At 44.7% G+C, this 23,227-nt stretch carries 19 protein-coding genes; 15 read left to right on the top strand and 4 right to left on the bottom strand.

The window, feature by feature from the left end; all coding sequences use genetic code 11:
- The first annotated feature begins 27 nt into the window (after positions 1–27).
- The gene (locus tag QD47_RS07740) at positions 28–537 is read left to right on the top strand and encodes a hypothetical protein (protein ID WP_044645587.1); all 510 of its coding nucleotides are present in this window, start codon (positions 28–30) and stop codon (positions 535–537) included.
- Between the two features lie 142 nt (positions 538–679).
- On the opposite strand, the gene QD47_RS07735 is transcribed toward QD47_RS07740, so the two are convergent.
- Positions 680–1,306 carry an FMN-dependent NADH-azoreductase gene (locus tag QD47_RS07735; RefSeq protein WP_044645586.1) on the bottom strand — a complete coding sequence of 209 codons (627 nt, stop codon included), beginning with the start codon at positions 1,304–1,306 and terminating at the stop codon, positions 680–682.
- Positions 1,307–1,581: 275 nt separating this feature from the next.
- Here QD47_RS07735 and murI point away from each other — a divergent pair, with 275 nt between their 5' ends.
- From murI to QD47_RS07690, 9 genes are all read left to right on the top strand, one after another.
- On the top strand, positions 1,582–2,385 hold the full coding sequence (gene murI, locus QD47_RS07730) for a glutamate racemase (RefSeq protein WP_044645585.1): 804 nt from the start codon (positions 1,582–1,584) through the stop codon (positions 2,383–2,385).
- A gap of 89 nt (positions 2,386–2,474) precedes the next feature.
- Positions 2,475–3,323, top strand: coding sequence for a phosphotransferase (locus QD47_RS07725; protein WP_044645584.1), 849 nt, complete (start codon positions 2,475–2,477; stop codon positions 3,321–3,323).
- Positions 3,324–3,337: 14 nt separating this feature from the next.
- On the top strand, positions 3,338–3,760 hold the full coding sequence (gene fosB, locus QD47_RS07720; RefSeq protein WP_044645583.1) for a metallothiol transferase FosB: 423 nt from the start codon (positions 3,338–3,340) through the stop codon (positions 3,758–3,760).
- 186 nt (positions 3,761–3,946) lie between these two features.
- Positions 3,947–5,347: an MATE family efflux transporter gene (locus tag QD47_RS07715; RefSeq protein WP_044645582.1), complete on the top strand. Its 1,401-nt coding sequence runs from the start codon at positions 3,947–3,949 to the stop codon at positions 5,345–5,347.
- Between the two features lie 246 nt (positions 5,348–5,593).
- Positions 5,594–6,574, top strand: coding sequence for a S8 family peptidase (locus QD47_RS07710; RefSeq protein ID WP_044645581.1), 981 nt, complete (start codon positions 5,594–5,596; stop codon positions 6,572–6,574).
- Between the two features lie 164 nt (positions 6,575–6,738).
- Positions 6,739–8,097, top strand: coding sequence for a hypothetical protein (locus QD47_RS07705; RefSeq protein WP_044645580.1), 1,359 nt, complete (start codon positions 6,739–6,741; stop codon positions 8,095–8,097).
- Positions 8,098–8,118: 21 nt separating this feature from the next.
- Entirely contained in the window at positions 8,119–8,652 is a 534-nt protein-coding gene (locus tag QD47_RS07700; protein ID WP_044645579.1) for a TIR domain-containing protein, read from the top strand.
- Between the two features lie 26 nt (positions 8,653–8,678).
- Entirely contained in the window at positions 8,679–9,905 is a 1,227-nt protein-coding gene (locus tag QD47_RS07695; protein WP_044645578.1) for a TRAFs-binding domain-containing protein, read from the top strand.
- A gap of 73 nt (positions 9,906–9,978) precedes the next feature.
- Positions 9,979–10,422, top strand: a complete 444-nt coding sequence (locus tag QD47_RS07690) for a TIR domain-containing protein (RefSeq protein ID WP_044645577.1) — start codon at positions 9,979–9,981, stop codon at positions 10,420–10,422.
- Positions 10,423–10,646: 224 nt separating this feature from the next.
- On the opposite strand, the gene budA is transcribed toward QD47_RS07690, so the two are convergent.
- A complete protein-coding gene (gene budA / locus QD47_RS07685; protein ID WP_044645576.1) occupies positions 10,647–11,393 on the bottom strand; it encodes an acetolactate decarboxylase in 747 nt (248 codons plus the stop codon).
- A 163-nt stretch (positions 11,394–11,556) separates the two neighbouring features.
- Entirely contained in the window at positions 11,557–13,254 is a 1,698-nt protein-coding gene (gene alsS / locus QD47_RS07680) for an acetolactate synthase AlsS (protein WP_200893398.1), read from the bottom strand.
- A gap of 614 nt (positions 13,255–13,868) precedes the next feature.
- On the opposite strand from alsS, the gene uxaC reads away from it, so the two are divergent.
- The 3 genes from uxaC to QD47_RS07665 all read left to right on the top strand — a co-directional run bounded on the left by uxaC (position 13,869) and on the right by QD47_RS07665 (position 17,934).
- The gene (gene uxaC / locus QD47_RS07675; RefSeq protein ID WP_044645574.1) at positions 13,869–15,293 is read left to right on the top strand and encodes a glucuronate isomerase; all 1,425 of its coding nucleotides are present in this window, start codon (positions 13,869–13,871) and stop codon (positions 15,291–15,293) included.
- A gap of 149 nt (positions 15,294–15,442) precedes the next feature.
- A complete protein-coding gene (locus QD47_RS07670; protein WP_044645573.1) occupies positions 15,443–16,843 on the top strand; it encodes a glycoside-pentoside-hexuronide (GPH):cation symporter in 1,401 nt (466 codons plus the stop codon).
- Positions 16,844–16,929: 86 nt separating this feature from the next.
- Positions 16,930–17,934, top strand: coding sequence for a LacI family DNA-binding transcriptional regulator (locus QD47_RS07665; RefSeq protein ID WP_044645572.1), 1,005 nt, complete (start codon positions 16,930–16,932; stop codon positions 17,932–17,934).
- A gap of 102 nt (positions 17,935–18,036) precedes the next feature.
- Here the strand turns inward: QD47_RS07665 and poxB are convergent, their stop codons facing one another.
- Positions 18,037–19,761, bottom strand: coding sequence for a ubiquinone-dependent pyruvate dehydrogenase (gene poxB / locus QD47_RS07660; RefSeq protein WP_044645571.1), 1,725 nt, complete (start codon positions 19,759–19,761; stop codon positions 18,037–18,039).
- Positions 19,762–20,033: 272 nt separating this feature from the next.
- Between poxB and QD47_RS07655 the strand changes: the two genes are divergently transcribed.
- Together QD47_RS07655 and QD47_RS07650 are read left to right on the top strand one after the other, a co-directional pair.
- Complete coding sequence (locus tag QD47_RS07655) at positions 20,034–21,527, top strand: tagaturonate reductase (RefSeq protein WP_044645570.1); 1,494 nt, start codon at positions 20,034–20,036, stop codon at positions 21,525–21,527.
- A gap of 17 nt (positions 21,528–21,544) precedes the next feature.
- Positions 21,545–23,044 carry a UxaA family hydrolase gene (locus QD47_RS07650; protein WP_044645569.1) on the top strand — a complete coding sequence of 500 codons (1,500 nt, stop codon included), beginning with the start codon at positions 21,545–21,547 and terminating at the stop codon, positions 23,042–23,044.
- Positions 23,045–23,227: the final 183 nt, after the last annotated feature.

The raw sequence follows: 23,227 nt of genomic DNA, 5'->3' as shown, positions 1-23,227 counted from the left end.
TACCCAAACGGTAAGGAGAGATCAGACATGATGAGACTAGCTTCGAAATGGACAGTATTGGCTTTAATGATGATGCTGATGACGGCGGCGGGAGCAACAGCACAAGGCTACACGCCCGTAACACCTGCTGAAAATCAGGAGACCGTATATATAAATCAATTGGAGATGCGTAACGGACAAATCTATTTGTCGGCAGATCCGATTGAATGGTATGAAGGTAAGGCAGCAGACCAGGCGTTCTTGGAGCATGAAGGAAACACAGGGTTGGACGGAGCACCAGACGGTTACTACATCGTGAATAATTCCGTGCAAAATGACGTGTACCAGGTTGCCCCAGATGCTTCGGTAGAGGTACAAATTTATGATCATACAGGTCGTATAGAAGATACAGATGTAAAATGGAATGAATCGATCCCTTTGGCACAGTTTGAAAAAGATTTTGCCAAAAAAGATGTATTGGATCTCAGCCAATTTCCATACCATGTGACGTTGCGTGACGGTAAGGTCGTTAAAATCGTGCAGCAGTTCATTCCTTAACATATAAGGTATTGCATAACAAACACGTGCTTTTCACTTGATTCATATCAGGGAAGCACGTGTTTTTTCATACGCTATAACAAAAAAGAGGATATCCATCCCAAATAGGGGCGGATATCCTCTTCTGTTCATATATATGGATTTAGAAGGATTTTGCAGCTTCTGTTGCACTTTGTACAGCAGCTTCAACAATGGCTTGTGCTTGATCTGGAGCTTGGTTATGTCCTTCCAGTACAACCTTCACGATGTCTTTCACACCGAAGAAGGATAAGATGTTGCTCATGAAGTTCAAAGACATTTCGGCAGCAGCAGCAGGGCCTTCGGAGTATACGCCGCCTCTTGCATTCAACAGGGCTACTTTAGTTTCAGTTACGAGACCAACTGGACCCTCAGCAGTGTATTTGAACGTTTTACCAGCTTGGTTCAGGTAGTCAATGTAAGTATGCAGTACAGCTGGAATCGTCATGTTCCAAAGCGGGAAAGCGAATACGACTTTATCTGCTGCCAGGAATTGATCAAGGTAGCCGTTAGCAATATTTGCCAAGCGAGCTTCTTCTGCGTTCAACTCCAAGCCTCTAGCGGATTTGAACGTGCCGTTAATCATGTTGGCGTTCAAATAAGGAAGCTCGACGGAGAACAGATCCAGTTCAGTGATTTCATCGGATGGATGGGAAGCTTTGTAGCTTTCCACGAAGGAGTTATACAATTTAACGGTTGCGGATTCTTCGGCTGTACGATCGTTAGCTTTGACAAATAGTACTTTAGACATGATTTATTTCCCCCTAGGTAAGTTAAGTAAGTCATTTACCTCGTAATATTACAATATAAAGATAATATCTGTCAACACTTCTATATTAAATTTACTTTGAAAAGCTACTTTATTTTTTACACTGTAAAATTTATGTGTTTCTTTTGCAAAATATCAGTTTTGCGGTAAAATTTAAATATGAGCCGATTAGAAGAATGGATTCCATAGGCGAAGAATGAAATTACCATGTAGTCAGCAGGATAGGTACAACAGATGAACGAAAAAAGGTGAGTAGCTTGAAGATTGGTTTTTTTGATTCAGGATTGGGTGGAATTACGGTATTATCTGAGGCCTTACGACGGTTGCCAAACGAAAATTTTGTATACTTGGCAGATACGCTTCATGTTCCTTACGGGACGAAAACACCGCAAGAGGTGTGCGGATACGTCAAGGCTTCGGTACAAACTATTTTAAAAGAGGACGTTAAGGCGCTGGTCATTGCCTGCAATACAGCCACGAGTATCGCGGTTGCGGAGCTGAGAAACGAATACCATATCCCGATCATTGGCATGGAGCCGGCCGTGAAGCCTGCGGTGGAGATGAATCGAGCGAATGGTAAAAGAGTGCTGGTGTTAGCCACGCCGTTGACATTAAAACAATCCGGTTATGCAGCGCTGGTGTCCAGAGTTGATGATCATGGAAGTGTGGATTCGTTGCCTTTGCCTGAGCTGGTGCATTATTGTGAGCAGTTAAATTTTGACCGGACAGAAATGGCCGAATATTTTAACTGTAAGCTGGCTGCGTTCGATCTGGACTTATACGGTACGGTCGTTTTGGGATGTACCCACTATCCTTTTTATAAAGAGATCTTGAAGGGGCTGCTTCCTTCCCATATTCAGCTAATCGACGGAAGTCAGGGAACAGTCAGACGGTTAAAACAGGTGTTGTCTGATCGCAATTTGCTGGCATCTCCGGCAAAAACAGGTCAATCGCAGGAGGGACACATTACGTTCCTGTGTACCAGTCAGGATGCGGACTATGTCCATAAAATGGAACGTGCGCTTGAAATTTATGCGGAGCATGAGAAGATTTCTTTTTAAAGTAGATGCGGCTGGCGAACGGATTGAGTCATAGCGATGAATTCCAGCGCCAGTCGCGTAGCAGATTAAAGACATGGAGGGGGCTTTTGATGGACGTTCAACTGATCCTAAAGGAGCTTCAGGAAGTAGGTGTACTTGAAGGTCATATGCAAGAACTCAAGCCCTTGACTGGAGGAACCTCAAGCGAAGTGATTGCCATTATGGACGGAATCAGGCCTCGATATGTGATCAAGCAGAATGATCAGGTTATTGTGGAAGCGGAAGCCGAATTTTTACATACCTATTCACAGATTGAAAAATTAACGCGTCTGGTTTATGTTGATCCGCTGCATCGTTATTTGGTATACATGTTCAAGCCAGGGCTGACCCGCTATCATGGAAGGAACAAGAGCGACCTTCTGTTCAGTCTGGCGACGGAGCTGATAGCGCACTACAAGCCACTGGGAGAGGAACGCCATTATGGTTATCCAGACCATCCGTTTATGGAATGGAGAGATTTTCTGCTGCACAGGGTAAAGGAATCCGGAAAGATCATACAGGACATTTTATCTCCAGAGGATCATCGGTTTGTTCATGCACTTGTGGCGGGAATGCCTCAACGGAATCTTAAATATTTGCTCCATGGCGACTGTGGGATACATAATTTCGTGTTTGCCGAAAATGGCACTTTAACGGGCATTATTGATCCTGATCCGGTGGTAGGAGAACCGTTATATGATCTGATATACGCCTTTTGCTCTTCACCGGACATGCTGACTGTCGATACGATTTTGCCAGCGGTAGAGAAGCTTGAGCCAGGAATGACAGGGAGTTACGAGCTGAACACGGAGGTGCTACAGGGATTATATTTTCGAATAGCTACCTGCATTCGGCATCATTCAGAAGATCTCGATCAATATACAGAAGCGTGGACTTATTGGCTGAACAGGGTTCGCTGAAAGGAATAGGGAATATGAGTATACAAGGATGGAATCATATTTGCTTTTCGGTGTCAGATTTGGAGAAGTCGGTACATTTTTATCAAAATGTATTAGATGGAAAGCTGCTCGTCAAAGGACGTAAGCTGGCTTATCTGGACTGCCTGGGCATGTGGCTGGCTCTCAATGTGGAGGAGGATATCCCGAGAAATGAAATTCATCATTCCTATTCGCATATTGCATTTTCGGTAGCGGAAGCGGATTTTGAGGATATGCTTAACAAGCTGAGAGCTTTCAATGTCACAATTTTGCCCGGACGAGAGCGGAATGAACAGGACAAAAGGTCAGTCTATTTTACAGATCCGGACGGACATAAGTTTGAATTCCACACAGGACAATTGCAGGATCGCCTGGAATATTATAAAAATGAGAAAAAGCACATGACTTTTTATGATTGAGTATTTTGCATCATTCGATTCCCAACCTTAAAAGTAGAATATATAGACAAACTAGACCGTTTTGATCTATATATTGCTGATTTGAAATCACTCTTGGGATTTATGCAAAATGCTCGATTGAGTAAGCGGTATCAATATTAATGTCTGAGTATATATAGGGTTCTCATCTGGGAGGAATACAGAAGTATGTCACTTTCGCAGGAAAGCGGCTCCAAGCAAGCACAAGTCGTGAAAACGATGACAGTTTTTGCAATCACTTGGCCGATCTTTATAGAAATGCTGTTTCATATTTTGATGGGTAGCGTGGATACGTTCATGCTGAGCCATGTGTCGGACGAGGTTGTATCGGCTGTGGGTGTGTCGAGACAGCTGATTGAATTTACGATTATTTTGTTCAATCTGCTTGGTCTTGGAGTAGGTGTCATCATCGCTCAGCTATTGGGTGCACAAAAGCATGTGGATGCGAGCCGTGTTACGGCCTCGGCCCTGACCTTTAATCTGGTATTCGGTCTGGCGCTGAGTTTGATGTTTATCGTGAGTCGGGATTTACTGCTGTCCTTTTACCATATTACCCCGACGATTAAGGAAAATGCCGAGATCTATATGATGCTGGCAGGGGGCTCGCTGTTTCTGGAAGCGCTTATGCTAACCGCAGGTCCAGTTATTCGTTCGCACGGTTTTACCAAAGACACGATGATCGTGGGCATTGGTATGAACATTTTGCATATTGTGGGGAATGCGCTGCTGATTTACGGCTGGTTTGGTCTGCCGCAAATGGGCGTGGCAGGAGCAGCGATTTCAACGGTGATTAGTCGTGCTGTAGCCTGTGTCTGGATTTTTATTCTGTTATACAAACGTGTAAGTGCGCCGATCCGTATCAAGTATTATGTACAGCTTCAATGGAGCAAGCTGGTGGCCATCCTGAAAATCGGCATTCCGGCGGGTCTGGAATGGTTGTCTTATCAGCTCAGCCAAATGATGGTGACCCGGTTTGTCAGCTTCATGGGGACAACGGCGATTGCTACTCATTTTTATACGAATACGATTGTGTATTTTTTTATGGTGTTTGGAATGGCGGTGGGCGAGGGGACGGAAATTATTGTTGCTCGCCTGATAGGTGCAGGAGATAAGGAGAAGGCGTATCACCAACTGCTGCGCAGCTTAAAATGGTCTCTGGTCATTACGATTGCGGTGATCGTGGTGGTATCCTTTTTCCGATATGAAGTGATGGCGATCTTTACGGATGAGCCGGCGATTATTCAACTGGGAGCAGCGATTTTGCTGTTCTGTATATTGCTGGAGCCGGGCCGTGTGTTCAATCATGTCGTCATTAACTCCTTGCGGGCGGCGGGGGATGTACAGTTTCCGCTGATGATGGCGATCATCTCGATGTGGGGGATCAAAATTCCGTTGGCGTATGTGCTGGGCATTCATCTGGGATATGGTGTGCTTGGGGTGTGGATTGCACATGCCTGCGATGAGTGGGTACGAGGCATTTTCCACTACCTGCGCTGGAAAGGTCGGAAATGGCAGCACAAGTCGCTGTTGTCCAAGGCTGAACTTCAAGCGGATTCGTTGTCAGGCTGACACTTGAAGTTGTAGTTTCTCAGGCACCTCTATACATAGGCATTCTCCATGGATATGGGGGGATGTCTATTTTTTTACAAAATTAAGCAAAAGGGGATGTTCAAACTTTTCAAAAATTGCTAGAATATAGTAACCTCAAACAAGAGTTTCAGTAGAGGTTTTCAAAGTTTCGGTTTTGAAAGTTTTGGTTTTTGAAGGTTTCAAAGACGGATGGTTTCCGATTGAATCCATGAAGGAGGGAATAGGATGGAACGTAAAGTGCATATCATTCCTTACCAAGTGATCAAGCAGGAGCAACAGGTGAATGAAATACCGCGAGGAGTGGAGCTGATTCAGGCCCCTGCGGTGTGGAGCCGAACCCGAGGCCAGGGAGTGAAGGTGGCAGTACTGGATACGGGCTGTGATGCGGACCATCCTGATTTGAAGGAACGCATTATTGGTGGCCGGAACTTCACAGATGATGATGACAGTGATCCGAATATTTTCACGGATTACAACGGTCACGGTACGCATGTAGCAGGCACAATCGCGGCAGCAGAAAATGAGGATGGTGTGGTGGGTGTCGCCCCGGAGGCGGAGTTGCTCATTATCAAGGTGCTGAACAAGCAAGGCTCCGGTCAATATGACTGGATCATTCAGGGCATTCATTATGCGATTGAGCAAAAGGCAGACATCATTTCAATGTCGCTTGGCGGTCCCGAGGATGTGGCTGAGCTGCATGAAGCAGTGCAGAAGGCAGTGGCAAGTCAAATTTTGGTCGTCTGCGCAGCAGGTAATGAAGGAGACGGTGACGACAGAACGGACGAGCTGGGCTATCCTGGCTGCTATAATGAGGTGATCAGTGTAGGTGCTGTGAACTTTGACAGACATGCTTCCGATTTCAGCAACTCCAATAATGAGGTAGATTTGGTTGCGCCGGGGGAAGATATTTTGTCTACCGTTCCGGGCGGCAAATATGCGACCTTCAGCGGTACTTCAATGGCTACCCCGCATGTAGCTGGGGCTCTGGCGCTGATTAAGCAGTTGTCGAACGCGAGCTTTGAACGGAATCTCACTGAGCCGGAGCTATACGCCCAACTGATCAAGCGCACGATTCCACTCGGCCATTCTGCAAAGCGGGAAGGCAACGGTCTGCTGTACTTGACGGCAGTCGAGGAGCTTTCCCGTATTTTCGACGCTCAGCGTGTAGCTGGGGTATTGAGTGCAGTATCATTACATGTTAAATAAGCCGTAACTACGGTTATATAGCGGTTCTCCTGAGGGAGAGCCGCTTTTTTTGTGCAAAAATTTATCTTATGAAGAAAATTTAGGTTGACAAAATATTACATGCTTCAACATAATGATATAGTACTAAAGTTCGTATAAATATGAAAAGGGGTTCTAAATAACTAATGAAAACAGGGATAACGCGTTATTTGTGTGCTGCTGCAGAACTAGATCGAAATTTTCGACAAAAGGTGTTAGAACAAATCGTTTATAATCGTTACTGCTTTGTAGCTCCTAGCTATGGAGCAGATATTGCTAAAGTTGCTGTTCAATGTATACAGGCAAAAAAACGGGACTTTTTTATGGATTGCGCTTTATTATTTCTTTTAGGATGGTTTGTTACGGCGATTTTTACAGATTTATTGATTTCTTGGCCGCTATTCTTATCCTTTCTAGTTAACATTGGATTTAGAATATATCCTTACTGGTATGTAACAAACAAGCTTTCTTCAGAAAATATTTCAAGTGACAAAGCACCTAATCTCAAAGAGATAGGGAATGATTTTTCGAAAAAAATGGAGGAGATGAATCAGGAAGGCAACGTAATCTATTTCGGAGGGGATTCACCATTTGTAGGAGCCGGTAATCGCTTATCAGGATGGTCTTTTTTGGCAGAAACAAAAATTGAAAACTCGGGCGAATACATCAAACTTAACAACGCTGATCTGTATACATACATTGATAGCAAAATGAAAGAGCTAAATATTTCTCACATGGCTACTGCAAATGCTCTTTATGTAGATGGCAGTAAAATAAGGAATGATTCAAGGTTCCTGGAGAAAGAAATGAGTTCTCCTAAGAGAATGATTGATGCGAAATTTTTGCAAGAATACACAGAGCTAGAAGAAGAGCATGTTCGATTCTATAAATCGATTCAAATTACAGCTTGGGACGGAGATTTTGTGTTCAGCACATTTTTTAGAGTGCACTTTACACCACAAAATCTGTTTGTAGAAATGCAGAATTATCTGTTACCTCCTTTGAAAAAGGAATTTTATGCAATAGATAAGCATGGCTCTGATATTCCAGTACCTTTTATTATAAAGAGCATTCTATCTTCCATTATCCCAACATTTACAGGACTTTTTAAATCCATTGGTGGTGTTTTGCGTGGGTTTAATGAATTTGTAGCTCAATCTTATAAAAAAGAGATGATACGTACGGAAATTAAACACAATCAAATTTTTAACTATGGGGCTAGAAAGAGCATAAGAGAACTCGCAGCAGATCATAAGTTGCATAATTTCTTTCAGGAATCGGATGTGGACATGTATAGAAAAAGAATAGAGAAAAGGCTTTTACAAAGTATTCTCGAGTATCTTGAAGCAGTTAATGTGGATACAAGAGAGTTTAAAGCACGAGAGAATGTGATTGTAAATAATGGAGTCATGGTTACAGGTGGAGAGATTAACAACTCTCAAATAACAGGTAAGGGCAATTTCAAAAATAAACTTGCAAAAGTAGCAGAACAAATAACAAATTGAACCTCGAAGGAAGTGTAGGTTATGAAATTCGGGTCCATAGTTAACAATGGGGTCATGATTACAGGTGGAACTGTGAAAAATAGCAGTGTTGTTGGGCAACAAATATCCGCGTCAGTAAAATCTTCAGAACAGAATTCAAAGCAGGATAAAAAATATGATGTTGGCCTGTCATTCGCAAATGAAGATCGTGCTTTTGTAGAAATGGTGCTTTATCATATTAAGAAAACTGAAATGCGCTATTTTTATGACAAAGATGAAGTAGCAAAAATATGGGGAAATGACCTGTACAGATACCTAACCGATGTATATGTTATTCAGTGCAAATATACAGTTGTATTTCATTCAGCCTCTTATACAAAGAAGAAGTGGACCCAAGTAGAATGGGGTGGCATACGAACAAAGCAACTTTTGGAGCAGAAGGACAACTTACTGTTGGTATTACTGGATGATTCAGATATCAGTGTAATTACGGACCAATGGTCATATCTGGATGGTAGAGATTATAGTGCGAAGGAAATTGCGGACATAATTTTAGAAAAAGTTTCTATGGATTGAAAATATTTTATTAAGGAGTAATAAATATGGAGCAGAAAACATGTTTTGTTGTTATGGGATACGGTATAAAAACCGATTATTCGACTGGTCGAAATCTTGATTTAGATAAAACATATCGGAATATAGTTAAACCTGCAGTACTGGAAGCAGGTCTTAAATGCATACGTGCAGATGACATAAAACATTCAGGTCTGATTGATGTTCCTATGTATCAATATTTATTGAAAGCAGATATAGTTATAGCAGATTTATCTACTTATAACCCTAATGCTTTTTATGAATTAGGAATTAGACATGCATTGAGACCTCATACAACTATTGCGATTGCTGAGAAGAGTTTAAAAAACCCATTCGATTTAAATCATACAGTTATTCGTCCATATGAGCATTTAGGTGTAGGTATTGATCACGAGGAAGTGTTACGATTTCGTAAGGAGCTTAAGGAGACTATACAGGAGATTTTGAGTGACCCAAATGTGGATAGTCCGGTATACACTTACTTACAAGGTTTAAAACCACCTTTTTTAAAAGAAGCAGCAGAGATCGAAAATGTGACTTATATAAAACAATCGTTGAGTTCTGTTTTGGAAATTGCAGAGCAAGAAATGAACCAAAAAAACTTTATTGCTGCAAAGAGTTTATTTCAAGTAGCTTTAAATATCGATCCTAATAGTGTATTTATTAAACAAAAGATTGCTTTAGCAACTTATAAAAGTGAAAATCCTGATTTACTTTCTTCCTTGTATAAAGCTTATGATATATTGCAAACGTTAGATCCTGATGTCACGACAGATCCCGAAACTCTTGGATTACTCGGAGCTGTTAGTAAAAGATTATGGGAAACGACAGAAGATAAAATATGGTTAGATAAATCGATATTTTTTTACGAGAAAGGTTTCTATATTAAGAATGACTACTACAATGGAATAAACTTCGCCTTTCTCTTAAACATGAGAGGTAATATTAGTGACAAAAACAATGCTATTGCTGATTACATATTAGCAGCCAGAACACGTTTAAAAGTGATTTCAATATGTGAGGCACTTATAGAGAATAACTTTGAAAGCAGAGGTGACAAGTACTGGATTCTTGCCACTTTGGAAGAAGCATATTTTGGTATTGGTGAATCAGAAAAGTATAATGAGTTAAAAGAACGTGCACAATCTATGTTACCTGGTAAATGGGAAAGAGAGAGTACCGAGAAACAGTTGGATAAACTATCGATATTTTTGCAAAATTCACCTTTGTTATAATCATTTAAACATTAGAATTTTTCAAAGAAATCATCTTAACATTACTTGGGAACCATAAGAATGGAGGGCAATAGTGGGATTACCTAGAACGTTTGTGGGATTCAGCAGTACAGATATACACTACTATCATTTAATGCAGGCTTGGAAAAATAATGAAAATATTGATTTTAATTTCACCGACTGTCAATTAACGTCCGAGGTCAGCTCAAGTGTAGAGTCTTATATAAAAAAACGTTGTAGAGAGCGCATTAATATGTCTGGTTACTATGTTATGCTTATTGGTGAAGATACACGTCGTAAGCATAAATATGTAAAATGGGAGGCTGAGGTTGCTATAGAGAAAAAGTGTACAATCATAGGTGTAAACCTAAATAAATCAAAAGAATTTGACTCAGTACGTACTCCCGATGTTATTAGAAATATTGGGGCATTATTTGTGCCATATAACCCTGCATTAATTAAGAGTGCTCTTGAAAATTACGAAATGAAGGATTCGGGCAATTACATTTTTTTATAATTTTTTGGGAAGTTTTAGATATAACCCATCTCCTTAATCATTGTGTTTATTTTATAGTTTTAGTCTAATGCAAAAGTCACTTTTGCAAATATAACTTTATTATAAAAGATCGCAGCCGGAGAGCATCAAGCATCTCTTCCAGGCTGCGATCTTTTAGTTTCTGTATGAGGTAGAATCTCATTTATAACAAATTCCATTGTACCTTGTTGAGTCATGCCCTGTGATTATTGCGCACCTTCAGTAATGGCGATTTCTTTCTCCAGATTTTCTCTGGACAGATTGGCGGTCAAATAATCTGGTGTATCGGGCAGGACGAGGTGCAGATTGGATTTTTGACAAACACGGATTGTGCACTTGTCGACAACAAAATCAAAGACATGCCCGCCTCCGGTACGCTCGTCGTTAATAAAGTGCAAATGGAACCCGGCCACTCCAATTCCTTGAGCATATGCAGGTGTCCAAAACCCGGTAATCACGCCGGAAGCGTCGTTAAAAGAGAAGGTGGGCTGTGATTTGGTCGCTTCGATAAAAGGTTTGTAAGGCTTCACTTGGTGAGGCACGGTACGTGTCTTCACTTCACGAAAAGTGCCATCCATACGGAAGGCGTAGAACAGATTACGGCTTGGAAACAGCTTTAGCAGCAGGGCTTCCAGCTCTTCACGATGCATGGGACGATCAATAGTATATGTGAAATCTTCACGGAAAAAGGTGACTGTGGAAAAGGGAGTTGTCTCTTCCGGTTTTACACGATGGGCCGTACCGTCTGGAAGCAAGTGATAAAACTCACCATCGAACGCAATCATCTCTCCATTCAGTTGATCAAAGGTACCGATCCCGAAATCCCCGTGCTTTTGCAGTTCCTTGAAGGAAACGACTCCGTCATAAAGACCATCCAATAAAGCGAGCATGGTGGACGTTTGGTAAATATCATGATCAGCTTCTTGCTTTGTTTCCAGTTCTGCAACGGTCATGGCAATACACTTCCTTTTGTGATTGGATACATTTATTTTCTTTCTTTTTCAATAATAAACGTAAAATTTCAGTAAATAACATGGATAACCCAAAAAAACTCATAAAAAATACGTTAAACTCCATTCATTGTCACGAAGCCGTCACGATTGGGCAACTGTGAAGTCAGTTTAACTGATTGGGCAGCAGTTTACGTCCCAACTGGATATTATCCTGATAATCAATCGGAATATCGACGACCACGGGGCCATCGGTATGTAGTGCCTGTTGCAATATGCTTTCCAGTTCTTCAGGGGAATGCACACGTAATCCGGTTGCCCCGAAGCTTTCGGCGTATTTCACGACATCCACATCTCCGAACTCTACGCCGGATGTTCTGCCATATTTAATCTGTTGTTGAAAAGCGACCATGTCGTAGGTGCCGTCTCTCCATACGATGTGTACAAGTGGGGAGTTGAGACGTACCGCGGTTTCAAGCTCCATGGATGAGAAAAGAAATCCCCCGTCGCCGGAAATGGAAACGACTTTTTGACCGGGATTAACGAGAGTGGCAGCAATGCCCCAGGGAAGAGCTACACCCAGCGTCTGCATCCCGTTACTGAACAGAAGGCGACGCGGCTCATAGGATCGGAAATACCGGGCCATCCAAATGTAGTGGGAACCAACATCACAGGTGACCGTGACATTATCATCAATCAGGCTGCGCAGAGTACGAATGAATTGTAATGGATGAATCAGATAGTCGTGCTTGCGGACAGGGACGGCAGCTTGCTCGTTTAGATCGTGGCGGAGACGGTTCAGTTGGGCGCATGAGGCTTCAGACAGCTTTAATGCAGGCAATTCTTCTGCGAGACTGCGCACGATCAGAGCTATATTACCGATCAGTTCGTAATCCGGTTGATAATCATGGTCAATATCCGCCTGATGATCATCGAGATGAATGAGGGTTCGGTTTGCAGGAATGTTCCAGTTTTTCGGATCGTATTCAATGGGGTCATAGCCAATGGTCAGCACCAGGTCTGCGGCTCCAAGGAGCATGTCACCCGGCTGATTGTGGAACAAGCCCACTCGGCCAAAATAATGGTCCTCCAGTTCGCGGGAAATGGCTCCGGCAGCCTGGAAGGTTTCAACGACAGGCAGATCTGTGTTCTGAATGAGTGCGCGGATGGCTGCTGTAGCTTCGGGAGTGCTGGCTTTCATACCGAGTAAAAGAACAGGTAACTTGGCATGGCTGATTTGGCCTGCTACTTGTTTGATAAGTCCGGCTGGTGCGGTTCCAAGCTGTGGAAGGGAAAGCTTCCCAATGGCGGTTACTTCGGATGACGAAGTCAACACGTCCTGCGGTAGACTTACAAAGGTTGCTCCAGGCTGTGCTGAGGTCGCAATCCGAAATGCGTTGGTAATGGCTTCTGGCACACTATCGGGATGCTCCACTTCCACACTGTATTTGGTGATAGGCTCGAATAACCCGGCGTTATCCATGGATTGGTGGGTGCGCTTCAAACGTTCGGATCTTGGAACTGCACCAGCGAGAGCCACGACGGGATCACTTTCCGCATTTGCGGTGACAAGTCCTGTAGCCAAATTCGACGCACCGGGGCCGGAGGTAACGAGACATACGCCCGGTTTACCAGTTAGGCGACCGACGGCAGCTGCCATAAAGGCGGCATTTTGCTCGTGACGGCATACGATCAGCTCCGGGCCGCGTTCTTGAAGGACATCAAATACCGAGTCAATCTTGGCACCTGGAATACCAAAAATATGTGTTACACCTTGTTTAATCAAGCAATCGACAACAAGGTCAGCTCCTTTTGTACCGGTTTTAGCATGGATAGCTTGCACTTTTGTGCTCAACGCGATCACCTCTTCTTCGGAATATGATAATGAATTACTTTCAATGTAAAACATTGGTTGTATATGACAATTATAATACAGAAACTGGTATTTTCAAGAGCAATATTTTCTGAAAAAGAGCGAAAATTTATAAAAACGTTTTCAAAGAGCGGTTCAAGAGGAAAAAATAAAAAGTGCGGAGATTTGGAAATAAAGGATTTTCAAACCATGTCCATGCCCAAAAATAAGTGAGGGGGCGTATGTCAGAGTAACAAAACAAGTGTTGCGAACCAAGCCTGTGCAAGCCGGGCTATAGTCTGAAATAAAGTTGGACGGAGGAAACAGATCTGCCGAAGTTGAGGCCAGGTCTGTTTTTTTGTTCCTTCTCATGATAAAAATCACTTTCCTCTGCAAAGGATAGCGGTTACAATGTAATTGTTGTTAACGTAAACATTAAATTTAAGGAGAAGTAATCAAGGGTGATTCGACATACAGGTATCGTATTATAGCTGTATAATCTGATATAATCAGGTAACCTGCTATGCGTTATTGAATGCTATTACTGGATATCAGAGATATCGAATTCATTTTTGTTCACGTTAACAATTATTCGGAAACATGATTATAGAAGGGACGAATGAGCCATGACCAAAGCATTTTTAGACGACAACTTTTTGTTGAGCAATCCGACCGCTGAAATTTTGTATCATCAGTATGCCAAGGATTTGCCGATTATTGACTATCATTGTCATTTAAGTCCACAGGAAATTTACGAAAATAAAACGTTCAAAAACATTACGGAAGCATGGCTGTACGGGGATCATTACAAGTGGAGACTCATGCGGGCCAATGGAGTTGAGGAACGCCTGATTACCGGAGATGCGGAAGACTATGACAAATTTTTGGCTTGGGCCAAAACCGTACCTACACTGATTGGCAACCCGCTGTATCATTGGACGCATTTGGAGCTTCAGCGCTTTTTTGGTGTCCATGAGCTGCTGAACGAACAGAATGCGCCTGTAATTTGGGAAAAGGTGAACCAAAAGCTGCAAGGAAAGGGCTTTGGGGCACGTGATCTGATTGTGAATTCAAAGGTAACCGTTGTGTGCACTACCGATGATCCGACGGACCATCTCGAATATCATAAGCAAATCAGCAAGCTGACCGATTTTCCGGTGGTTGTACTGCCAAGCTTCCGCCCGGACAAAGCGCTAGAGATTAACCGTGAGACATTCCAGCCTTGGGTAGCTCGATTGGGTGAAGTGAGCGGACTGGATGTTTCCGGTCTGGAAGGATTTTTGAACGCGCTGGCGAGCCGGGTGCGTCACTTCCATGCTGTCGGAGGACGGGTGTCCGATCATGCGCTGGATACAGTCGTTTATGAAGAAACGACACGTGAGGAAGCGGCAGCGATATACAGCAAGGCGCTGGAGGAAGGCAATGTAACTCCATTAGAAGAGGCGAAATACAAATCGTACGTCCTGGTATTCCTTGGAAAACAGTATGCAGAGCATGGCTGGGCTATGCAGTACCATATTCACGCGCTGCGTAACAATAGCACTGCCATGTTCCGTCGCTTGGGACCAGATACAGGCTATGATGCAGTTAATGACGGCTCCATCGCTCGTCCGCTGGCGGCATTGCTGGATGCACAGGAGCTGGCAGGTGGTCTGCCGCGAACAATTTTATATTCGCTTAACTCAGTTGATTATCCGGTGCTGGCAAGTCTTGCAGGCTGCTTCCAGTCTGGCGGAACAGCAGGCAAAATCCAGTTTGGCACTGCATGGTGGTATAACGACCATATCGAAGGCATGCTGGAGCAATTGAAGCTGCTCGCAAACTACGGTGTGCTGTCCCGCTTCATTGGTATGCTGACGGATTCCCGCAGCTTCCTATCCTACACACGGCACGAATATTTCCGTCGGATACTTTGTGATCTGATTGGAACGTGGGTACAAGAAGGCAAGGCGCCTGAGGATCTGGAGCTGCTTGGAGAGATGGTACAAAATATTAGCTACAACAATGCCGAGCAATATTTTAATTTCCCGACGGTTGTTCACAGCAAGTGATGATATACAGGATGAACTTGTAAATTCACATTTCAATAGATGCCCTTGCCTGGAGTATTTTCTAGCTCTGGGTAAGGGGGATTGAAAACAGAATACGTATTCATTAAGAATGTGAAAATAATCACAAAAAATAGAGGAGTGAGCAGGGTATGGGAGTGCCTATCGTTCAAGAGAGCATCCAAACTGACAACAAGACAGGTGAGCATATCAGCCTGAAAGAAAAGATTTCTTACGGTATGGGTGACTTTGGAAACGGATTCATGTTTGATTTGGGGCAGTTGTACCTGTTGAAATTCTTTACGGATGTAGCAGGCGTTTCAGCAGGAGCAGCCGCAGGTATTTTTCTGGTCAGCAAGCTGTTTGCTGCCATCTGCGATCCTATTGTCGGGTCCTTTGTCGACTATCGCAAGCATATTGGTCCGCGTGGGAAATTCAGACCCTTTCTTATCGCTGGAAGCGTTCTCCTTGCTATTCTTACGGTTCTTACATTTATTTCGCCGAACATCTCACCAACAGGTAAGCTTATTTATGCCTATGCGTCCTATATGATCTGGGGGATTGGATATTCCATTGTGAATATTCCGTATGGTTCACTGGGGGCGGCTATTACGCAGGATACCATTCAACGTGCTTCATTATCTTCCTTCCGTCAGGCAGGCTCACTGGGAGCATTATTCGTAACCAGCGTCATCGTTATGCCGCTTATTTTGCTGTTTCCCAACCATCATGTGGGTTATCCTGTTGTGATGGGAATCATGTCATTCATTGGTGTGATCGCTTTTATGATATGCTATCGGGGAACGAAGGAACGTATTGTTAGTCAGTCGGGTCCAAAGGAAAAACTCTCTTTTGGCGTGATCGTGCATACCTTTACGACGAATAAGCCTCTGCTGGTACTCGTTTTGATGACGATTTTTACCATATCCGCGTACAATATCAAGTCCGCGCTGCTGATCTATTTTGCCGAATATAATTTGGGGCATGTAGAATTAATGGCTTATATGAATTTTATTATTATCGGTTCGTCGTTGCTGGGTGTGTTGTTCTTGCCCAAACTGGTGCGGCGCTTCGGTAAACGAAAAACAGCCATGCTTGGGATGCTGGTCAGTGTCATTGCCGACTCTATGAACTTCTTTATGCCATCGAATGTATATATTTTCACCATTCTGGCCAGTATTTCGTTCATTGGTATTAGTATTCCTAACGGGGTTACCTGGGCCTTTGTCTCCGATATCATTGACTACGGTGAATGGTCATCCGGGGAGCGGAAAGAAGGGATTACCTACTCGCTGTTTAATTTTTCACGCAAATTGGCTCAATCCTTATCCGGCTTTCTTTCCGGTATCGGGCTGGCGTTTATCGGGTATGTCCCGAATGTGGTTCAAACCTCTGGAACGCTGCTCGGAATTAAGGCGCTGCTGTGTCTCTATCCTGCTGTTGCCCTGCTCATTGCCATGCTGGTAATCGGTAAAATGTACAAGCTGACAGACAGCAGACATGCAGAAATGGTTCAAGAGCTACAGCGTCGACATGCTGATAACCGCGTATAATTTGTGAAAGTCTTCTTTTCCGGGCGGCTCTTGTGGTATGGTGGGTATATAATTTTTTAGAGCCTCAGTAAAGAAAGGATACGTATATGGCAGCTACCATTAAAGACATTGCCAAATTGGCGAATGTTTCCCATACGACCGTCTCCCGGGCGCTCAACAATAGCCCATTGATCAAAGAAGATACCAAACGAAAAATTATGGAGCTGGCGGAGCAACTCAATTACATTCCGAATTTTAACGCCAAAAGCCTTGTGCTCCAGCGCTCGCATACGATTGGCCTGTTTTTCACCAGTATTTCAGAAGGCACCAGCTCCAGCTTTTTTGCGGACACTATCCGTGGAGTTAATCATGTCATTGGGGTGGATTACAATCTGTTTGTGGGAGGGATTGACGATTACGCCGATTTTTCAGCCATTCACCGCAAACGTTTTGATGGCATCATCCTGATGAGTCAGAGCGAGGCGGACAACCCGTTTATTTATCATGTGCTCGGTCAGGGCATTCCGCTCGTCGTGCTGAATCGGCAGGTGCCCGGGGCAGGTATTGTGAATGTCATTTCGAACGATAAGGAAGGGTCCTATGCGGCAGTTTCTTTTCTCATTGAAAGCGGTCATGAACGCATCGCGATCATTGAAGGGGTAGAAGGCTTTAAGTCCACCCAGCAACGGCGCGAGGGTTTCATGAATGCGCTGATTGACAGCGGCAAGCCGATTAGGCACGAATATATTATGCATGGCCATTATGACACCGAAAGTGGAAGCCAAGCGATGAAGCAGTTGCTTTCCCTGGAGGAACCACCGACGGCGGTATTTTGCTCTAACGATGATATGGCTATCGGGGCGATGAACGCAGTATTTGAGCACGGCTTAAAAGTACCGGACGATGTCTCGGTCATTGGATTTGACGATATCGGCTTTTCGATGTATACGACCCCGCCATTAACGACGGTCAAAAGACCGATTGAGCAGATTAGCGCGCGTGGAGCCGCATGTATTTTGGAACGGATCCAGTCACCGTCGAACGAGGGCGAGCTTATATTTATGGAAACCGCGCTCATGAAGCGGAAATCAACGGCAAACAGACAGCGTTAAGTTTTTTTTGTTGGAAAAGGGCAAACCAAAAAGGGCAGGTTCAGTGCATGACGCGCTGTTCCTGCCCCTTTTTTATTAAAATATGTGCTAGTGTGGCGGCCTTTATCGTAAAAGATTCGTTTTTGCCAGTTCAACAATTTCGTCACCGCGCCCGTTCAGCACAGCTTTCATCATCCACAACGTAAAACCTTCAGCCTGTTTGAGATTAATCTTGGGTGGCATGGATAGCTCCTGACGGTTTACCACCACATCCACCACCACAGGACCATCGTGAGCCAATGCCTGTTGAATCGCGTCCTCCAGCATCGCCGGATCTTCGACTCGAATTCCCTTGAGACCCATGGCTTCCGCCACAGCGCCAAAATCAGGATTCACCAGCTCGGTACCGTTTTCCAGAAAACCGGCTGCTTTCATTTCCAGCTCAACAAAACCGAGGGCGCCGTTATTGAAAACAATGACTTTTACAGGTAACTGATGCTGTTTCAGGGTAAGCAGATCGCCCATCAGCATCGTCAGACCACCATCGCCAGAGAGGGCAATAACCTGGCGGTCAGGCTCAGTGGCTTGTGCCCCAATCGCTTGCGGCAATGCACTTGCCATCGTTCCATGATTGAAGGAGCCGATAAGTCGGCGTTGGCCGTTCATTTGCAAATAACGTGCTGCCCATACAGTGGGAGTACCGACATCACAGGTGAAAATGGCATTTTCATGCGCGGCGTCACTGACGACCTTGGTGAGATATTGCGGATGGATCGGTGTATGACCCGGTTTACCAACCGCCAGTTCATCCAACTCCTGACGCACCTTGGTATAGCGGGAGACGGTTTTTTCCAAATGCTTGGAATCATGCTCTGTCGTTAAATGAGGAAGCAGCATTTCCAACGTTGCTCTTACATCCCCGCACAGCCCATACGTTAAAGGAGTGCGTCTGCCGAGGTGGGCAGGCTCAATATCCACTTGCAGCACAACTGCATTTTCGGGATAAAACTGTCTGTAAGGAAAGTCTGTTCCGAGCATAAGCAGGACGTCACAATCCATCATCGCATGGTATCCGGAAGAATACCCGATCAGCCCCGTTAGGCCTGCATAATAAGGATTGTTATACTCCAGATATTCCTTGCCCCGAAGGGCAACAACCATAGGGGATTTCAGCTTGTTGCACAGTTGCATGAGCAATTCGTGGGATTTCGCACAGCCGGAGCCGCATAACAAAGTGATTCGTTTGTCTTGATTCAGGTACTCGGCCAGCCGGGAAATTTCCGAAGCTGACGGATGCACCACAGGTGCAGTGGGGTGGTAGACATGTTCAGGAATAGGCGCCTTTTCCGCTGCTAAAGCTGCCACATCCCCGGGAAGAACAATGACGGAGACACCTGAACGTGAAACGGCCTGTTGTATAGCCATCGTAACGGTTCTTGGAATTTGTCGTGGAGTCGTAATGACTTCACAGAAGTGGCTGCATTCCCCGAAAAGATGCTCGGGATGCGTAGCCTGGAAATATTCGCTTCCAATTTCGTCGCTTGGAATGTGGGCCGCAATAGCGAGTACAGGTACCCGATTGCGGTGACAATCATATAATCCATTAATAAGATGCAGATTTCCGGGACCACTGCTGCCAGCGCACACTGCAATGCTGCCGCTAAGATCAGCATCTGCCCCGGCTGCAAAGGCAGCCACTTCTTCGTGCCGCACATGAATCCATTCAATTTGACCGTTGCTTCGAATGGAATCGACCATATTATTTAAGGAATCTCCAACGATACCATAAATTCGCTTGACCCCTGCATTGACTAAAACTTCTACAATAGTATCTGCGATTGTCTTCATAGATGTTCCTCCTGCCTAGTAAGTAACGTTATCCTGCCCGTGCTATCTTGCATCTATTCTAATTAGCCTTAACCGTCCTAGCTCAGGTGCGAAACAGCGGGAAGATAATCATAGATCCGCGAAAGGTTGCATAGTTTATATGTTAACGTGTTCATATTATTGTCATTAATAATTTATAAAACTAAAAATATTGAGAAAACTATTTTGTTAACGTGTGCATTGTGATAAAATGTTGTTGAAATCATTAAGGTAATAATGGGAGGTTACTCCGGATGAAACAAGTAGATGAATTGGACCAATTAAACAGAAAAAGCTTTATCGTGACAGAACCGTATCCTGAAAGAGTGCTGCAATTCGGGGAAGGGAATTTCCTGCGTGCTTTTGTAGATTGGCAATTTGACAAAATGAATAAGCTGGCCGATTGGAATACGGGTGTTGTCATTGTACAGCCGCAGGCAGGAGGTCTCGTAGAGAAGCTTAATGAGCAGGATGGCCTGTACACGGTTATTCTCGAAGGGATGAAAGACGGGCAGGCCGTGAAGGAGCATACCTTGGTGGAGTGCGTCACCCGCGGGCTTAACCCATACGGCTCAGACTGGTCAGAATATGAGGCGTTGTCTCAAAAACCGGAGCTGCGCTTTGTCGTATCGAACACGACGGAGGCCGGAATTGCTTACGGACCGGAGGATCGGCTAGAAGATCGCCCGCAAAAGAGCTTTCCAGGTAAGCTGGCTGCTTTGCTGTATAAGCGCTTTCAATTTTTCAATGGAGATCCAGGCAAGGGCCTGGTAATCATCCCATGCGAGCTGATCGACCGCAATGGAGATGCGCTCAAGGAAATTGTATTGAAATATGCAGATCAGTGGAAGCTTGGGGCCGAGTTTACATCCTGGTTGGAGGAAGCGAATACGTTCTGCAACAGCCTCGTAGATCGGATTGTGCCGGGTTATCCCAAAGACCGGATCACAGAGATTCAAGCAGAGCTGGGTTATAGGGACAGCCTGGTCGTTGTCGGTGAACAGTATCACCTGTGGGTCATCGAAGGACCACAATGGCTCAAGGAAGAATTACCCGCTCATCTGGCTGGGCTGAACGTACTGATCGTCGACGATATGGCGCCATACCGTACACGCAAGGTGCGTATTTTGAACGGGGCACATACGGCGCTTACGCCTGTCGCTTATTTATATGGTTTGGATACGGTAGGGCAGGCGGTCGAGCATGATGTCGTGGGTGCTTTTATCCAGTCACTCATTCGAGAAGAAGTGATTCCAACGCTGGATTCGCCAGCAGCGGAATTGAATGTATACGCCGATGATGTCATTGAACGGTTTCATAATCCGTATGTGAGTCATTATGTCATGAGCATTGCACTGAATTCGATATCCAAGTTCAAGACACGTAATTTGCCTTCCCTGCTTCAATATGTGGAGCAACATAAGGCATTACCTGTCAAAACGGTATTTTCGCTGGCGTCTTTATTCGTATTTTACCGGGGAAAGAGAGACGGCGATCCGATTGCTTTGGCAGACGAAGCGGAAGTGTTGACCGCGTTTGGCGAGCTGTGGAGCGGATATGACGGAACACTTGCCGGAGCGAAGCAATTAACGGCACAGATACTGGGCAAGCAGACCTGGTGGGAGCAAGACCTGAACCAGATTGCAGGGTTGGCTGAACAGACGGCACAGCATGTCTATGAGATTACAAGCAGGGGAATGAAGGAGACGCTGGATTCTCTAACGGGGAACAGCGTGCCCAGAGCATAAGCAAGGAGGAGACTGGAATGCTGGAATTCATTCAAATTCATGATCAAGATAACGTGGCTGTCGCTTTGCGTGATTACAAGCAGGGTGAGACGTTGGCGTGGGGAGCACATGAAGAACAGCGCGTAGTGCTGGCTGAGGATGTGGCACGTGGGCATAAAATTGCATTGCAGGACATTCCTGAAGGTGGAAATGTGCTGAAATACGGATATCCGATCGGTCATGCCATTCAGCCCATTCAGGCAGGGCAGCATGTGCATACGCATAATACAAAGACGAATTTGACGGGCGTGGAGGAGTACACTTACAAGCCTAAGCCAGCGGCTCATTTATATGAACAGGAGAGCCGTACGTTTCAGGGTTATCGACGAAAGGACGGCCGCGTGGGGATTCGCAATGAGTTGTGGATTGTGCCAACGGTCGGTTGTGTGAACGGGATTGCCGAACTTATTTTAAATCGTTTCAAGCAGGAAGCAGGCGATATTTCGCCTTTTGAAAATGCACTTGTGCTCAAGCATAACTATGGTTGTTCCCAGTTGGGAGACGACCATGCATATACGCGCACGATTTTGATTGATGCGGTCAAGCATTCCAATGCAGGTGGCGTGCTGGTTCTTGGCTTAGGCTGCGAGAACAATGAAATGAAGGAGTTTAAGGAAGCCATTGGGGAATATGACCCGGAACGGGTAAAGTTTTTGCTTTCCCAGGAAGTATCGGATGAAGTGGAGGAAGGGGTACGGCTGCTTCATGAAATTTATGCGGCTGTGCAGGAAGATCGGCGAGAGCCTGTACCTTTAGCTGAGCTGAATATCGGGCTAAAATGCGGCGGCTCTGACGGCCTGTCCGGTATTACCGCCAATCCGCTGCTCGGTCGGCTGTCGGATTATATGGCCGCGCAGGGCGGAACGACGGTACTCACTGAGGTACCGGAAATGTTCGGCGCGGAGACGATTCTCATGGAACGTGCGGCAGACGAGGAAGTATTCGGCAAAATCGTGCATCTGATTAACGATTTCAAGCAATATTTTCTGGATTACAAGCAGCCGGTATACGAAAATCCATCACCGGGTAACAAAGCAGGAGGCATCACGACACTGGAGGATAAATCGCTGGGCTGTACGCAAAAATCCGGCTCTTCCACGGTCACAGATGTCATTCAGTACGGGGAGCGTCTCAAAACCAAGGGACTCAACCTGCTCAGCGCACCGGGGAACGATCTGGTTGCTTCTTCGGCGCTTGCGGCAGCGGGCTGCCAGCTCGTTATATTCACAACTGGACGTGGTACGCCTTTTGGTTCCTTCGTTCCGACGATGAAGGTTTCGACCAACTCGCCGCTTTATAAGGCCAAACCCCATTGGATCGACTATAACGCCGGTTCACTGGTGGAGGATGTTAGTATGGAGGATGCGCTCCGCAGCTTTGTGGATTACATTGTCGATGTAGCTAGCGGAACCTGGGTGAACAACGAGAAGAACAATTTCAGAGAGCTGGCTATTTTTAAAAACGGTGTTACGTTGTAAAGGATTACAAATCCTCAAATCCCATTTACCTCTGCGTAAATGGGGTTTTTTCTCATAAAAAGCTTGCGGCATAGTTGGTTTTATGATATAACTTAATTAAGTATTAATTACGTAATTAAGTTATTTTATGAGCGATATTCAGTAATTCTTTGGTTTGGCGAACTTTCTATTTCGTGAATTATG

The organism is Paenibacillus terrae, from assembly GCF_000943545.1.
GTDB lineage: Bacteria > Bacillota > Bacilli > Paenibacillales > Paenibacillaceae > Paenibacillus > Paenibacillus terrae_A.
This window is presented reverse-complemented; position numbering and strand designations above follow the sequence as displayed.